The 14,307-nt window shown below is 66.3% G+C and carries 13 protein-coding genes; 4 read left to right on the top strand and 9 right to left on the bottom strand.

The window, feature by feature from the left end; all coding sequences use genetic code 11:
* The first annotated feature begins 74 nt into the window (after nt 1-74).
* Nucleotides 75-998, top strand: a complete 924-nt coding sequence (locus BUB39_RS04570; protein ID WP_073051799.1) for a ketopantoate reductase family protein — start codon at nt 75-77, stop codon at nt 996-998.
* Between the two features lie 9 nt (nt 999-1,007).
* Here the strand turns inward: BUB39_RS04570 and BUB39_RS04565 are convergent, their stop codons facing one another.
* From BUB39_RS04565 to BUB39_RS04555, 3 genes are all read right to left on the bottom strand, one after another.
* A complete protein-coding gene (locus tag BUB39_RS04565; RefSeq protein WP_073051798.1) occupies nt 1,008-1,592 on the bottom strand; it encodes an amino acid synthesis family protein in 585 nt (194 codons plus the stop codon).
* Complete coding sequence (locus BUB39_RS04560; RefSeq protein WP_073051797.1) at nt 1,589-2,173, bottom strand: amino acid synthesis family protein; 585 nt, start codon at nt 2,171-2,173, stop codon at nt 1,589-1,591. The genes BUB39_RS04565 and BUB39_RS04560 overlap by 4 nt, the downstream gene beginning before the upstream one ends.
* 129 nt (nt 2,174-2,302) lie before the next feature.
* Entirely contained in the window at nt 2,303-3,784 is a 1,482-nt protein-coding gene (locus tag BUB39_RS04555; RefSeq protein WP_073051796.1) for an NAD(P)-binding domain-containing protein, read from the bottom strand.
* Between the two features lie 207 nt (nt 3,785-3,991).
* Between BUB39_RS04555 and BUB39_RS04550 the strand changes: the two genes are divergently transcribed.
* Entirely contained in the window at nt 3,992-4,690 is a 699-nt protein-coding gene (locus BUB39_RS04550; RefSeq protein WP_073051795.1) for a VIT1/CCC1 transporter family protein, read from the top strand.
* Nucleotides 4,691-4,733: 43 nt separating this feature from the next.
* On the opposite strand, the gene BUB39_RS04545 is transcribed toward BUB39_RS04550, so the two are convergent.
* Nucleotides 4,734-5,081, bottom strand: coding sequence for a RidA family protein (locus BUB39_RS04545; protein WP_073051794.1), 348 nt, complete (start codon nt 5,079-5,081; stop codon nt 4,734-4,736).
* A 104-nt stretch (nt 5,082-5,185) separates the two neighbouring features.
* Nucleotides 5,186-6,301, bottom strand: coding sequence for a hypothetical protein (locus tag BUB39_RS04540; RefSeq protein WP_073051793.1), 1,116 nt, complete (start codon nt 6,299-6,301; stop codon nt 5,186-5,188).
* 160 nt (nt 6,302-6,461) lie between these two features.
* Between BUB39_RS04540 and BUB39_RS04535 the strand changes: the two genes are divergently transcribed.
* Both BUB39_RS04535 and BUB39_RS04530 read left to right on the top strand, forming a co-directional pair.
* Nucleotides 6,462-6,680 (top strand): CsbD family protein, encoded by a 219-nt coding sequence (locus tag BUB39_RS04535; RefSeq protein WP_073051792.1) that lies wholly within the window; start codon nt 6,462-6,464, stop codon nt 6,678-6,680.
* 206 nt (nt 6,681-6,886) lie between these two features.
* Nucleotides 6,887-8,068: an ROK family protein gene (locus BUB39_RS04530; RefSeq protein WP_073051791.1), complete on the top strand. Its 1,182-nt coding sequence runs from the start codon at nt 6,887-6,889 to the stop codon at nt 8,066-8,068.
* Between the two features lie 9 nt (nt 8,069-8,077).
* Here the strand turns inward: BUB39_RS04530 and BUB39_RS04525 are convergent, their stop codons facing one another.
* From BUB39_RS04525 to BUB39_RS04510, 4 genes are all read right to left on the bottom strand, one after another.
* A complete protein-coding gene (locus tag BUB39_RS04525) occupies nt 8,078-9,301 on the bottom strand; it encodes an ROK family transcriptional regulator (protein WP_244540147.1) in 1,224 nt (407 codons plus the stop codon).
* 149 nt (nt 9,302-9,450) lie between these two features.
* Complete coding sequence (locus BUB39_RS04520) at nt 9,451-12,468, bottom strand: alpha-mannosidase (RefSeq protein ID WP_073051789.1); 3,018 nt, start codon at nt 12,466-12,468, stop codon at nt 9,451-9,453.
* 40 nt (nt 12,469-12,508) lie between these two features.
* Nucleotides 12,509-13,351 carry a carbohydrate ABC transporter permease gene (locus BUB39_RS04515; protein WP_073051788.1) on the bottom strand — a complete coding sequence of 281 codons (843 nt, stop codon included), beginning with the start codon at nt 13,349-13,351 and terminating at the stop codon, nt 12,509-12,511.
* The gene (locus BUB39_RS04510) at nt 13,348-14,283 is read right to left on the bottom strand and encodes a carbohydrate ABC transporter permease (RefSeq protein WP_073052761.1); all 936 of its coding nucleotides are present in this window, start codon (nt 14,281-14,283) and stop codon (nt 13,348-13,350) included. Before BUB39_RS04510 ends, BUB39_RS04515 begins: the two co-directional genes overlap by 4 nt.
* Nucleotides 14,284-14,307 lie beyond the last annotated feature (24 nt).

The following is a 14,307-nucleotide window of genomic DNA, read 5'->3' as shown; positions in this document are numbered from 1 at the left end:
CAATCCTTCGGCGGTCGCCAGTCCTCCGGCCTGCGCTATGATCGATCTCGCGAAGAGTGTTCGAGGGAGGAAACATGCGCATCGTCGTCATGGGCGCCGGAGCGGTCGGCTGCTATTTCGGTGGGATGATGGCTCTAGCCGGGCACGCGGTGACACTGATCGCGCGACCGCTGCATGTCGAGGCGATCCGGCGTGACGGACTGCTGATCGAGCGCGCCGACGGCCGGCATCGCGTGCATCTCGCCGCCACGGAGGATCCCGCCGCGGTCACTGAGGCGGATCTCGTCCTCTTCTGCGTGAAATCGACCGATACAGAGCCTGCCGGCGAGACCCTGCGCCCGCATCTGCGCAGCGAGACGGCGATCTGGAGCCTGCAGAACGGCGTCGACAATGCCGAACGGCTGGCGAGAACGCTTGGCCGGCCCGTCAGCGCCAGCGTCGTCTATGTGGCGGCCGGGATGGCGGGTCCCGGCCATGTGCGCCATCACGGGCGCGGCGAACTGATCGTCGAGCCCGGACCCGGTAATGACGTGTACGCCGCCGCCTTCACGGAGGCCGGCCTGCCCGTGACCGTCTCACGCGACGTTGCGACCGCGCTCTGGACCAAGCTCGTGATCAACTGCGCCTATAACGCGATCTCGGCGATCGCCGGACTTCCCTATGGCAGTTTCATTGGCGAGCCGGGCGTCACCGATATGATGCGCGACGTCGTCGACGAATGCGGCGCGGTGGCCGCGGCGGTAGGCGTCTCGTTGCCAGACGACCTCTGGCCACAGGTGCGTGCCATCGCCGCGACGATGAAAGGTCAGATGTCGTCGACCGCGCTGGATCTCGCCCGTGGCCGGCCGACCGAGATCGACCATCTGAACGGTTATATCGTCACCAAGGGAGCTGCGCTCGGCGTCGCGACGCCGGTCAATCGCGCGCTGCTACTGCTCGTCAGGTTGCGCGAGCGCGCCGCCGCAAGGCCGGAGGACGCCCCCGAGGCTGCGCGGTAGGCAGCGCTCTCAGCGCAGCCCGTCCTCGCCCTTGACGTCTTCCTTCTTCAGCCCGCCCACGCGCGGGTGGGGCCGGCCGGAATCGGTCAGTGCAACCGCGACGACGATCTCGTCGGCGCGCGGCGCATCGGCGATCCGCACTTCCATACCGTCGAAATGGCTGCGCACACGCGCCGCATCCTTGTGGCCGAGCGGAATGTCGAAGGTCGCGCCAGGGCCGACGCGCTTCTTTGAGGAGGGGATCAGCGCCGCCCCCTTGCCAAGCAGGGCGCGCAGCGGTGCGCCGAGCTTTGGATGCATCAATGCTGCACCATGCTCCAGTCCGCCATCGGCGCCAATCGCCGTCGCCTTGCCAAAGCTCTCGACTTCAGTCGGGTCGATGCCGAGCGCCGCCGCGGCGCGCGCGCCGAGCAGGGCGCCGAGTTCCTCGCCGGCGTCGAACAATTCCCCGAGATCCTCGACATAGGAACCGGCGAACGGGTTCTCGATGACAGCGAGTGCCGCGGCGCGGCGCGTCGGCTTTGCGACCGCGCGGCCTTCCTCGATCAGCGTTTCCTCGAGGATGGTGACGATCTTGCGGATGCGCGGGCTCACCGGAGGCCATCCCCGGCCTTGATGTCCGCTGCCGCGAGGCCGCCGACGCGCGCATGCACGCGCGGACCCGTGGTCATCGCGAGGATCAGCACCATCTCGTTCTGCCGGGGGGCGTCACCGATGCCGATCTCGATGGCGTCGAAATGGCTGCGCACATAGGAGGCGTTGATATGGGTGATCGGGATGTCGATCTTGGTGCCGAGTCCGCCGACCTTCTTGGCCGAGGGGACGATCGCCTTGGCGCCGCCGAGCAGCTCGCGCATCGCATAGCCGCCGGGATTGTGCCACAGCGCGCCATGCTCCAGCTCGCCCGCCTCGCCGATGATCGCGCCCTTGCCATAGCCTTCGACAACGGCGGCGTCACCGCCCAGCGCCTTGACGAGGCGCGTTGCCATCTCCAGGCCAAGCGGCTTCAGGTCATCCATCAGCCCGACAATGTCCTCGACATAGGCCCCGGCGTAAGGGTTCTCGATCACGGCCGCGACAACGGCCCGGCGCGGCGGGACGGCGGCGGGTGGACCTCCTTCGTGCAGGATTTCCTCGACCACCGTCACGAATTTGCGAACCTTGATTTCGGGCATCGAGCCTTCCTCGCATGCGGGAGCAGAACACGCGTCTGCAACCGAGATTGTTAGACCATCAACAATCTTTCGCACGGCTCACGCTGTCAAGAAAGCGGCGGCTGCATCTCGATCTTTTTGCGAATGTCGTCAGGCGGGCCGGCCGCCATTCAGCGCCAGCGCCGCCTCAAAGTCGTCCGGCAGCGGCAGATCCTGGTCGGCATAGGCCTCAAGCCCCGCGATCAGTTCATGCTGTTGGTCCAGCAGCAGCCGGCGCGTCAGGCCGCGCACCAGACGGGGCAGAGCATGGCGATGGCCCGAAATCGAGGTCGAGTGCGGTCCCTGGCTGACTGTCGACAGCGCGTTGAAGGCATGGACGCGCGTCACCCAGTCCGGTCCGCCGGGATCTCGCGGCAGCATCTCGTAGCCGTCGCCGAGATAAGGCAACTGGCCGAGCCCCGCATCGGCCTCTTCCGGCGGTGGCACGAAGCGGTCCTGCCATCGCGCGACGAGGTCATGCAGTGAGTTGAGTTCCGGCCGCGCGGCGAGGTCGATGACCTGTCCGGTCGCGGGAATGACGTGATCGAAATGGAGCACCGTGGCGGGCGTGGTGACGCGGATGCGCCCGTCTTCCAGCGCCATGTCGAGCCAGGGCGAGCCGGCATGCATGCGGAATCCTGGCATGGCGATCGCGCGCTCGAAGCTTGCCCAGGCGGGCGGCTGGTCATTCAAGCGGAAATGCCGCGCGATCCGCCACCGCACCGTGTCATCGAGGAGGGGATGATGGGTCATGATGCCCGCATTTTCGATATAGCGGTGCGGATTGACGCGTGGCAGGCGGGCACGTCGGAAGCACAGATCCACCGAGGCGACGCCGGCTTCGAGCGCGGCGACCGCGGTGTCGAAGGCCGAGGCGCCGTGGCCGAGAATGCCGATCGCCTTCCCCTTCAAGCGCGTGAAATCGATCGGCTGGTTTGAGTGGTCATAACGATCCGGCGGCAGGGCGGCCGTGATGAAATCGGGCACGCGCCAAGCGCCGGCGCCATCGGAGCCGGTGGCGAGCACGACGAGCTTTGCATAGCGGATGCTCTCGGCACCGTTCTGGCGCGCTGTGACCCTAACGAGGCCACCGGCATCAGCAATGTCGGTCACGACGGTGCTATTCTCGACATCGATCGCCCAGACGGCGCGGTACCAGTTGAGATAATCCATCCAGTCGGTGCGTGGCAGACGGATCAGCGACGTCCAGGCGTCTCTGCCATAGCGCGTCTCGAACCAGCGCCGTACGCCGAGATTGGGGATGCCGAAATCCATCCCGACCGTAATCTTCGGGGTCCTCAGCTCCGGCATGCGGGCAAAGGTCACCCACGGGCCCTCGGCTCCGGCCGGAGCCTGGTCGAGCACGACGACATTGGCGATGCCCTCACGGCGGAGCGCCGCCGCGATCGTCAACCCGGACTGCCCACCGCCGACAATGAGCACATCGGCCGCCGCATCGCCGTCGGGACCGGAAACCGGCTTCACCCAAGCCTTGTCGGGATAGGCCAGTGCGGCGATGTCGGCGCGGGCCGCCTCGGTCAGGTCAGCGAGGGCGGATTCGCCCGATGAAAGTGCGGAATAATCGAGAGGCAAGCCCGGCTCCGGAGAGTTGTTCCCAAGGCGGCAAAATGGCCGTTGGCGTGCGCGACACAGCAAGGTCGCACAATGCTTGATCATGTCCGTTTTAAAGGCAGATCGGCAAGAGGTGTCCCGCGGCAATCCGTCGCCAATTTAAAGAACAAGCGACAATCCACCTGCAATGCGCTATCAGTTTGGAATAATTCCAAAGAAAGCTGGACCATGGCGCCATCGGCTCACGCGGAATCGCATCTCGTTCACCGGATCGGCTGGCTGCGCGCTGCCGTGCTCGGCGCCAATGACGGCATCGTCTCGACGGCGAGCCTCATCGTCGGCGTGGCGGCGGCCGCCACGGGGCGGAGCGACGTGCTGCTGGCCGGTGTCGCCGGCCTCGTCGCCGGGGCCATGTCGATGGCGGCCGGGGAGTATGTCTCGGTGTCGTCGCAGTCCGACACGGAGCGCGCGGATCTTGCGCGCGAACAGCACGAGCTCAACGTCAATCCAGATGCGGAACTGGCCGAACTTGCCGCGATCTATGTCGAGCGCGGCCTCGACCCGGAACTGGCACAGAAGGTTGCGGTCCAGCTGACGAAACGCGATGCACTTGCGGCGCATGCCCGCGACGAACTCGGCATGAATGAGACGACAGAAGCGCGCCCTGTCCAGGCGGCGTTCACCTCGGCGGCGACATTCTCTGTCGGCGCGGCCATGCCGCTGATCGCGGCCCTTCTGGCACCGCAGTCGCTGATCGTGCCGATCGTCTCGATCACCACGCTGTTCGTTCTGGCGGTTCTCGGAGCGCTCGGCGCGCGGACGGGCGGGGCCTCGCTCAGCAAGGGCGCGCTGCGCGTCACGTTCTGGGGCGCGCTTGCCATGGCGATCACGGCCGGCATCGGCGCGCTGGTCGGCACGGCGGTCTAAGCCGCCGCGCCGGTTCATGTGGGCGTCGTCTGCCCTTTAATGGTCAGCCCTTGGCGGCGACGATGATGATCTCAACCTTGTATTTCGGCGCGGCGAGCTTCGCCTCGCCGGTGGCGCGCGCCGGCGGATTGGCCTTATCGACCCAGACGTCCCAAACGGAGTTCATCGCCGCGAAATCCGCCATGTCGGCGAGCCAGATCGTCGCCGAGAGAATGCGGGCCTTGCTGGATCCGGCCAGCGCGAGCAGGCGATCGACTTCGGCAAGGGCGTACTGGGTCTGTGCGGCGACGTCGTCGCCCTCGCCAACCTGACCGGCAAGATAGACCAGATCGCCATAAACCACGGCCTGGCTCATGCGCGGGCCGCTCTCGATCCGGGTGATGGTCGTCATGAAACTCTCCTGTGCGTGTGCGGTGAATTGGGAAGCGCTGCTATCGGCAAGCCGGCGGCCCCGGTCAAGGCCAGCCGGCGCGATTGCTGCGGGAACTGGGGTTGTTAGCGGCTGCGGGTGAGGAACGCCGCGTCGAACGGCACCGTGAGTGTCGCGCCGCTCTCGTCCGTAACCGTTACTGTGTCCGTGCCGACCTCGACGCCCGCGGCGCGCGTCCAGCCATCAGGCAGTGGCAGGCCGCCAATGACGTTGCGGACCTCGACCTCGCCTTCGGGGTCGAGCACCAGCGCTGTCGGTACACCGTCTTCCGTCAGCGGGTTCGGCGCGATCGACGCCTTGTGGCCGGCGCCGCCATAGGTGCGCCCTTCCTCGATGCCCTGGACGCCGATATGGCGCGAATTCCACGGCTTGTAGTCGCGGCCGCCATTGGAGAACCAGAGTAGCGTCACCGGCAGGTCGGCAGGGTTCTTGAGGCTCAGATAGATGTCGCGCTTGTCGGGGCGGGTCGCGGCGGCCCAGCCGATTTTCGAGCCCTCGGCCTCGACGAGCATGATGAAATCTTCGTTTCGCTCGGCAAACGGATAGGTCGTGACATCGGCGACCGACCCATCGGTCATCGGCACGCGCGTCAGGTCGTTGAAGCGCGCGGGATAAGCGAGCGCGGAGCGGCCGAGCGCCGGATCGGGCTCCATCGCCGCATCCGGCGTCAGGGCATAGCGCTTGGGCGAAAAGGCGAGCCTGCCGCCTGCCGTGAAGCGGGTCATGCCATGACTGGCAACGGGCAGCGCGCCTTCTCCGCCATAGAAGATGTGGCGCTGGTAGAGAAAGGGATGGCCGTCGCGCAGTGCGAATTCCTTGATGAGCCGCGCGCCCATCACCGGCCGTGACAGCTCGTAGCGCGCGATCGTGCCGCCGTCAGGATGGGGCACGGTTTCGAGTACGGTCCAGCGGGCATTGGCCGGCCAGCCATGCGGCAGGCTGCCATCGAGATCGGCCGTGCTGAACGGCGCGCAGAAGAAATCGCCCGAGAGATAGCGGAGATTGGGCAGGATGCTTTCGTCGGCCTGGATCGCCGCGTCATCAGCCCATGGCGCCGTATGCGTCGGCTCGATCATCCGCCCGCCACCGGAGACCGCGAAGCGCCGGACATGGCCACCGCGCAGATCGAGAACGGCCTCGGCCCCCTCGGCGGTGATTGTGTGTAGATCGGCGTTTTCCATGTGGTCCTCCCGGCAGTGTGGGCCTCTGCGGGCCCGTGGCTTTCCCCTCAGCCGTTAGCATGGCGGGCAGAGGCTCGCACGGCAAAATCGAGCGCCTTGGGAACGCTTTCCGATCGGCGGCGTTCTTTCCTCGTGTTCAATAACCCCCCGGGAGAATGACATGACCAGCAGCACCACCGACAAGATCAAGGGTCTCGCCAACGAGGCCGCCGGCAACGTCAAGCAGGGCGTCGGCAAGGCAGTCGGCAATGAGAAGCTCCAGGCCGAGGGCATTGCTCAGGAAGTCAAGGGCGAGACGCAGCAGGCCGTCGGCGAAGCCAAGGCCAAGGTCAAGGATTCGGCCGACAAGCTTCGCGACGCCGCTCATCGCAATCTCTGAGCCAACTTATTTCTGATCGGAAGGGCCGCGCATTGCGCGGCCCTTTTCGTTTGCGCCGCGCCCGTCGATCCGACTTCTCCCGCGGGAACGAAGGCGGGCGGATTCGGGACAGATAATGTGACATATTCCTTGGTCTGCGGTACGCCGATCACAGACTACTGGTAGGCCGCCTGCAGAGAGTTAAACGAGAGGTGGCAGGAGAGACGATGCCCTTCGGCAGGGACTATCATCCGCGCATTGCAGACGCCCCGATGCGCGAACGCGCCGTGCCGGTGCGCGGCTCGGCAGGCCGAAATCTCGTCCATGCCGCCGATCACAATGCACGTGTCACGCTGGAAGCGCTGCGCAGGGCCGTCGCGCTCACGAGGCAGGATCTCGCCGAAGTCACCGGCCTCACCGCGCCCGGAATCACCAACATCATCCGCCGCCTTGTCGAGGCGCATGTGATTCGCCCCGTCGATGGCGGCCGCGCCGCCCGCTTCGCCATCGAACCGAACGGCGCCTTCGCGCTTGGCGTCGATCCCTATGGCGATTCGGTTCAGGTTGCGATCGTCGATCTCAAGGGACGCATCGTTCACCGCGATCGTCGCCGCGCCGCTTCAGCCGCCATCGCCGATGTCGGGCCGGTGATGCGCGCTGCCTTGTCGGATATGCTCGACGCCTTCGATCCGGCCCTTCGGGGCAGGCTGCTCGGCATCGGCGTTGCAACCCCGTTTGATCCGGCGGCAATCACAGCCGCGCTGCCGGGCTCTCTGGTGACCGTCGAGCGTAGCTCGGTCGCGGCAGCACTTGGCGAGCGGCTGCTCGGCGCCGCACCCGGCGATGGCAGCTTCGTCCATGTATTGTTCGGTCGCGAGGTTCGCGCCGGCCTGATGATCCGCGGCCATCTCTTTCACGGCGTCACGGATCGCGCCGGGCGCATCGGCCAGATGCGGACGGGCGAGGACGGCATCCTGCTCGACGAGGCGGCCTCGACGGCAGAATTGCAGCCGCTCATCGACCGCCACTGGGATGCGGGCGGCGGGTCCGACGATTTCCTGTCGCAGCTCGACAACGAGGGTCGCGCGCTCGTCGAGCGCTGGGTCGACCGTGCGGCGCTGCATTTCGTCGATGCGGTGATCGCGGTCTCCGGGTTCCTCGCGCCGAGCGGGATTTTCGTGGGCGGCCGGCTGCCGCGCGATCTCATCAGCCTGTTCACACGTCGCTTTGCCGCCGTTCGCAGCGAACGCATGGCCGGTCCGCAGCAGCCGCAATGGCTGCCTGAGATCGTGCCGGCCACGCTTGGGCCGGATTGCGTGCTGATCGGCGCTGCGATGCTGCCCTTCCTTGAAACGCTGCTGCCGGACCCACGCGAGCCGCCGGAAGTGAACGGCTTCGCAACCGGCTGACCCGATGGCTCAGCCGATGAAAGGGCTCGCCTGCGGGGGCAGCCCGGTCAGCGGCTGCCGGCGCAATTGCGCGGCATCGTAGGATTCGAGCCTCAGCACCTCGGCAAGCGGCATCGTCGCGGCGCCGAGCGCCGTCGCGTCTTCCGAACCGGCGGCGCGGTGGATGGCCGGCGCGGGGCGCGGATCGCGGCCGAGATGTTCGTTCACGTAAAGCAGCATCTCGTCGATGAGCCGCACCGGCAAACGCCCGCCGATGACCACGGCGTCCGGATCGATCAGCAGCCCGATATGCACGGCGGCCTCGGCAATATAGCGCGCCGCCTCGCGCAGCCAGTCCGAGACAAGCGCCCGTCCGCGTGTGTCGAGCCCGAGCAGATCGGAGGGACGCTCGACGGCAATGCCATGTCGGCCCAGGAATTCGTAGAGGACATAGAGCGAGACCAACTGTCCAAGCGGCTGGACGCGGCTGCCTTCCGGCTGGTTCTCCACCAGCGTTGGCAGCCAGCCGATCTCGCCCGAAAGCCCGGTCACGCCGTGATGACACATACCGTCGAGCACGACCGCGCCGCCGAGGCCTGCGCCGATGAAGATGTAGAAAAAGCTGCGGCTCTCGACGCCGAGGCCGTAGTTGAGTTCGCCAATCGCGGCCGCGATGGCATCGTTCTCGATATAGAGCGGCAGGTCGGTGAAGCGCGCGAAACGGCCGCGCAGATCATAGCCGGTCCAGGCGGCATAGCGCTCGGGCATGCCGGGAAACGGGATTTCGCCGAGCCAGTCCGGCAGCGCCAGGCCGACGCCGGCGAGCTGCCGCTCGTCGATGGTGCGCCGGCGCTTGAAGGTCGAGATCGCCTCCTCGATCAGCGACACGGCCATTTCCGGAAGCGCGTATCCGATCTCGTGATGAATGCGCCCACGCACGGCGCCCGAGGCGTCGATGGCGACGACGGTGACGTGGTCGCGCGCGACATAGGCGCCGATGGCGTGGCAACCATCCGGATTGATCTCGAGCTCGATCGCCGGTTGACCGGGCTGGCCGTGGCGGCGCCGCGCTTCGAGCACCAGCCGCTCGCCGATGAGCCGCTCGGCGATGCGCGTGACAGTCTGCTTGGTGAGGCCGGACCGGCGCGCGAGCTCGGTGCGCGAGATCGGCTGGTAGCGCTGGATGGCGCGCAGGATCACGCCGCGATTGTGGCTGGCGGCGAGCTCGGAATTGGAGCCGGCGAGGTCATTCATGGTCTGCTCTGCTTGGCGCATCCGCCCGGCCGAAGCAAGAAGGAGGCGACCCGGCCCCCGCCCTGTTTGGAAGAGCGGGGGCCGGCCGAACCGCGCCGTCGCCTTCGCCCCGCGGGAGGTCCGGGGTGAAGGCGCGGCGGCGCGATGCCTTATCGCGTCAGGCGGAGGCTGCGGACCTCGAACGGACGGATGCCGAAGTCCTCGTTCCGCTGCACGGTCTCCTCAAGGAGATTGACGTCCCCGCCAACCTTCCAACCGCCGGACACCGAAACATCCAGCTTGCCGCGCCCGCCGGCCGGCTCATAGACGCGCAGCACGACGTCGGCCGTGTCCTCGGCCGGCTTCAGTCCAGCGATGGCGACCGGATGGCCGGCAACCTTGACCGGCGTGACTTCGCCGGGCTGCAGGCCGTGGGCGGCGCTTGAGAGCAGCGGCTGGTTGAGGTCTTCCGCCTCGCGCAGTACGCCGGCCGCGAAAAGGTCGCCCGCATGCGGCATCAGCGCATAGGTTAAGCTCTGCTCGCCTTCGTCGGCCATCGGATCGGGATAGATCGGCGACCGCAGAAGGCTGAGCCCAAGCACATTGCCCCGCACGCTATGGCCATACTTGCCGTCGTTGAGCATCGCGACGCCGAAGCCCGGCTCCGCGAGATCGGCAAAGCGATGGCCGGGAACCTCGAACTTCGCCGCATCCCACGAGGTGTTCTCATGGGTGGAGCGGCGGACGACGCCGAAGGCGCATTCGAACGTCGCGTAATCGGAGCGAACCGCGACCGGGGTCAGGGTTCGCAGAAGAACGCGGCGGTCATGCCAGTCGAGATGCGTCTTGATGTCGAGGCGCGGCGCATTGGCCCAAAGTGAATAGGTCTGGGTCACCGTCGAATCGCGGAAGCGCTTGACGATCTTGATCGCGGCGCGGTGCGGTCCCTTTTCGACGATCTCCACGGACTCGACTTCGGTCAGTTCCTGGCCGTTGGCGGTGTAGTCGTCCTCGAGATCCCAGGCATCCCAGTTGCGGGGCTTGTCCATCGGATAGGCGACGAGCTGGTTGCCACGGCCGGCAAGGGCCTCGCGGCCGGCCTGCTTGTCGAAGAGGCTGGTGATCGAGCCGTCCTTGCCGATCGTGACGCGGATATGGCTGTTCTCCAGCCGGTCGGCCGTAACGATCAGACCCGGCGCGGCAGCGAGGCCGGCCTTGCCGATGACCGTGATGCCAAGCGCCGGCACGTTTGACGCGGTCGCAACCGGACCATCCGGCCCCTCGAAACGCACGGGGCGGTCGGAGAGCGTCGGGTTTACCAGCACGGTGACGTCCTGTGCCTCGCCCTTCGGCAGCTTCGCGACGAGGGCACCGAGCGCCTCCTGCTGGCGCGCCAGTCCTACATCGCGGGCGGCGGCGAGCTCGTTCTCGGCGTCGACATAGACTTCGCGGACGCCCGAGCCCGGGAGGATGTCGTGGAACTCGTTCTTGAGCACCGGACGCCACTGGGCCTCGAGGCTTTCCGGCTTTTCGGCGCCGAGCAGCATCGCGAGCGAAGAGACCGTTTCAGCGGTAATCAGCGCGCGCTCCGCCTCGCGGTGCTTCTTCTTGGTACCACTCTGTGTCGTCAGCGTCGCGCGATGCAGCTCGAGATAGATCTCGCCGATCCACGTCGGAACGTTGGCGGGCAGGTTGTCATGGATGCGGCCGAAGAACTCTTCGACACGCGCCGGTCGCATGGACGGCACCGCCGGGAAGTCCGCGAGCTGCTTCTGCCGCTCCAGCATTTCCGGCATCACGCCGCCGCCGCCATCGCCATGGCCGACCGCCAGCAGGCTCTCGTCATGGATGACCTTGCCGCGGAAATTCTTCCACGTGCCGATGATCGCCTTCGGCTCGGTCGAGCCGTTATAGCCGTTGACTGGGTTGTCGAACGTGTGTGCGAGGACGCGGCTGCCGTCGAGGCCTTCCCACCAGAACAGGTCATACGGGAAGCGGTTGGTTTCCGACCAGTTGACCTTGATGGTGAAGAACGAATCGACGCCGGCCTGGCGCAGGAGCTGCGGCAGCGCGCCGGAGAAGCCGAAGCAGTCCGGCAGCCAGCAGACGCGATGGCGGACGCCGAACTTCTGCTCGAAATAGCGCTGGCCGTAGAGGAGTTGGCGCACGAAGCTTTCGCCGGTCGGCATGTTCGTGTCCGGCTCGACCCACATCGCGCCGACGGTTTCCCACTGCCCGGCCTTTGCGGCGGCCTGGATCTTCGCGAAGAGTTCCGGATCGTCTTCCTCGACCTGCGCATAATAGGCGGCGGTCGACTGGTTGAAGACGAAGTCGGGGAACTGCTTCATCAGCTGCAGCGCCGTATGGAAGGTGCGGCGCGCCTTGCGGCGGGTCTCGGCATAGGGCCAGAGCCAGGCGAGATCGATATGGGCGTGGCCGGTGATGGCGAGCTTGCCCTGCTGCGGATAGACCGCCTTCAAAGCGCGCAGCTTGCCGCGCAGCGCCTCGAGCGCAGCCGTCACGCTGGCGCGCTGGTCCTGACGCAGCGCGTCGGGATTCTGCTTCAGCTCGGGCAGTTGCCAGATCCGCTGCTGGCCGCGCTGCGGCGCCGTGCGGGAAACATAGTCGGCCGTTGCCGACGGCCAGTCGAGCGCAGCGAAGGTTTCCTCGGCCGCCTTGATGAGATGCGGCACGACCTCGTGCTCGCCGAGATACTGCACCGCCTCTGCCACCTGCTGCAGCAGGAGACGAAGCTCATGCACCGGCTTGTCGATCCAGGCGAGATGCGCGCGGGTCAGCCGCGGCTCGCGCACCGGCTCGCCGAAGGGCCGGCGTGCCACGGCGTCGATGTCGATCGCGAAGCGATGAGCCGGAACCGGAAATTCCTCATGGAAGGGATCGAGGCCGAAGCGCTCGGTCTCGCCGCCGGCCGGTGTTAGGGCAATCAGGCTCTCGCCGCCGACATTCAGCATCAGCAGCGTTTCGTCGAGCGGCCAGTGATCGGGCACGACAGCCTGTGCGGCCAGCTTGCGCACGCCATCATTGCGTGGCCAGAACCCGCCGAGCGCGATCGGCGCGCCGTCGAACTGCCAGCCATCGACCGGCACGGTCTCGCGCTCGCGCCAGAACTCGAGCTCCTCGACGCGCACATTGATGCGATCCAGCCGCTGCTGGAGGGTGAGAGACATGGGGACTACTCCTCAGGGGGCATAAAAATTCGGGGGGCGCTCAGCCCTTCACCGCGCCAGCCGTCAACGCACCGACGATCATCCGCTGCAGCAGCAGGAAGGCGACGATGGCGGGAACGACCGCAACGAGACAGGCCGCAGCGAGCACCTGGGTGGACGAGGCATTCGACGTTCCGGCGAAGGTGAAGATCGCGACGGAAATCGGCAGCTTCGAGTCGGTGGACAGCAGGAGGAACGGCACCAGGAACTGGGACCAGTTCAGGATCATGATCAGGATGAAGGCCGAGGCAAGGCCGGGGGCTACCAGCGGCAGCGTTATGCGCCAGAAAATGCCGAAGCGGGAACAGCCGTCGATCTCGGCCGCCTCTTCGAGCGATTTCGGAATGCCGTCGATGGAGCTCTTCAGCAGCCAGACGGCCATCGGCAGGCTGACGGCGATATAGACCATCGTCACACCGAAATGGCCGTCCAGGAGGCCGAGCGACGACATGTAGCGATAGAGAGGCACCAGGATGACCAGCGGCGATACCATCTGGAACGCCAGGATGCTCATCATAAGGCTGGAACGGCTTTGAAAATGGAAGCGCGAGAAGGCATAGGCGGCCGGCGCCGCTACCAGAAGGCAGCCGATGCCGCCAAGCGCCGAGAGCTTCAGCCCGTTCCAGAGATAGGTAATGAAGGCTGGATCTGAGAGAATCTGCTCGAAATTCGCCAGCGTCGGGTGCTTGGGGATGAAGCGGGCGGCGCCGAGATAGACCTCCTGCCGTGTCCGGAGCGACAGCGACAGCAGCCACAGCAGGGGCACCAGGAAAAAGGCGGCGATGACGACCGCGATCACATAGGTCGCGGCGTCCCAGAGCCGTTCGCGCGCGTCGGATGTCATTCGTTGGCCTCCCGGCGCGGCATCATCGAGGCATAGCCGACCGCGAGCACAAGGCTGATGACCAGCATCAGCACCGAGAGCACGCTGCCACCGGCCAGGTCGAGATTCCGGAATACGGTGTTGAAGGTATAAAGCGACAGCACCTCGGTGGCGCGGCCGGGGCCGCCGCCGGTGAGCGAGATGATGGCGTCGAAGGTATTGAGGGTCGCGATGGTGATCAGGATCGAATTGACCAGGATCGCCGGCCGCATCTGCGGCAGCGTGATGAAGCGGAAGCGCTGCCAGCCATTGGCGCCGTCGACGCTCGCCGCCTCATAGAGCGTCGTGTCGATCGCCTTCAGGGCCGCATAGAACACGATCATCGAGAAAGCCGTGCCGCGCCAGACATTCGAGATGATCGATGAGACCATGGCGATGTTGGGGTCAGACAGCCAGGCGACTGGCTGGACATGCATCATGCGCAACACGCTGTTGATCGCGCCAAAGGGCGCTTCGCTGAACAGCATCTGCCAGATCAGGCCGTTTGCGATGCCGGGAATGACCCACGCGACCAGCACCAGCGTGCGCAGCGCGGTCATGCCGTAGAGGCGCCGACGCTCGCCGCGCATCACAAGGACGGCGATGCCGAGGCCGAACAATTGTTGGCCGATGACGCTGCCGGCGGTGAAGACGAAGGTCGTCCACAGAATGTCCAGCAGGATCGGATTGGCGATCAGTGCCCTGATCGAATCGACGGTGTAGTGCTCTTCGCCGCCCCGCAGGCTCGCATTGGTGAAAGCGAGCCGGAACACGTCGATGATCGGGTAGAGATAGAAGACGCCCAGCAGGAGCGCCACCGGCAGCAGCCACGAGAACGGATGGCTCTCGATGCGCCTCCTGAGGCTCGTCCGGGCGATTTCGCCTCGACCGCCCGCCACGGCCGCTCCGGTCATCGTCATGACGGTCATTCCTCCCGC

Origin of the sequence: Kaistia soli DSM 19436 (assembly GCF_900129325.1) — a bacterium.
In the GTDB taxonomy this organism is placed as follows: domain Bacteria; phylum Pseudomonadota; class Alphaproteobacteria; order Rhizobiales; family Kaistiaceae; genus Kaistia; species Kaistia soli.
Note: the sequence above shows the minus strand (reverse complement) of the source record. Positions and strands in the feature narration are given on the sequence as shown.

Bases quoted from the DNA above. Each gene is read 5' to 3' on its own strand.
- BUB39_RS04535 (WP_073051792.1), top strand. From the start codon at position 6,462: ATGACCAGCAGCACCACCGACAAGATCAAGGGTCTCGCCAACGAGGCC.
- BUB39_RS04515 (WP_073051788.1), bottom strand. From the start codon at position 13,351: ATGACATCCGACGCGCGCGAACGGCTCTGGGACGCCGCGACCTATGTG.
- BUB39_RS04520 (WP_073051789.1), bottom strand. From the start codon at position 12,468: ATGTCTCTCACCCTCCAGCAGCGGCTGGATCGCATCAATGTGCGCGTC.
- BUB39_RS04560 (WP_073051797.1), bottom strand. From the start codon at position 2,173: ATGCCCGAAATCAAGGTTCGCAAATTCGTGACGGTGGTCGAGGAAATC.
- BUB39_RS04525 (WP_244540147.1), bottom strand. From the start codon at position 9,301: ATGAATGACCTCGCCGGCTCCAATTCCGAGCTCGCCGCCAGCCACAAT.
- BUB39_RS04540 (WP_073051793.1), bottom strand. From the start codon at position 6,301: ATGGAAAACGCCGATCTACACACAATCACCGCCGAGGGGGCCGAGGCC.
- BUB39_RS04530 (WP_073051791.1), top strand. From the start codon at position 6,887: ATGCCCTTCGGCAGGGACTATCATCCGCGCATTGCAGACGCCCCGATG.
- BUB39_RS04510 (WP_073052761.1), bottom strand. From the start codon at position 14,283: ATGACCGGAGCGGCCGTGGCGGGCGGTCGAGGCGAAATCGCCCGGACG.
- BUB39_RS04570 (WP_073051799.1), top strand. From the start codon at position 75: ATGCGCATCGTCGTCATGGGCGCCGGAGCGGTCGGCTGCTATTTCGGT.
- BUB39_RS04550 (WP_073051795.1), top strand. From the start codon at position 3,992: ATGGCGCCATCGGCTCACGCGGAATCGCATCTCGTTCACCGGATCGGC.
- BUB39_RS04545 (WP_073051794.1), bottom strand. From the start codon at position 5,081: ATGACGACCATCACCCGGATCGAGAGCGGCCCGCGCATGAGCCAGGCC.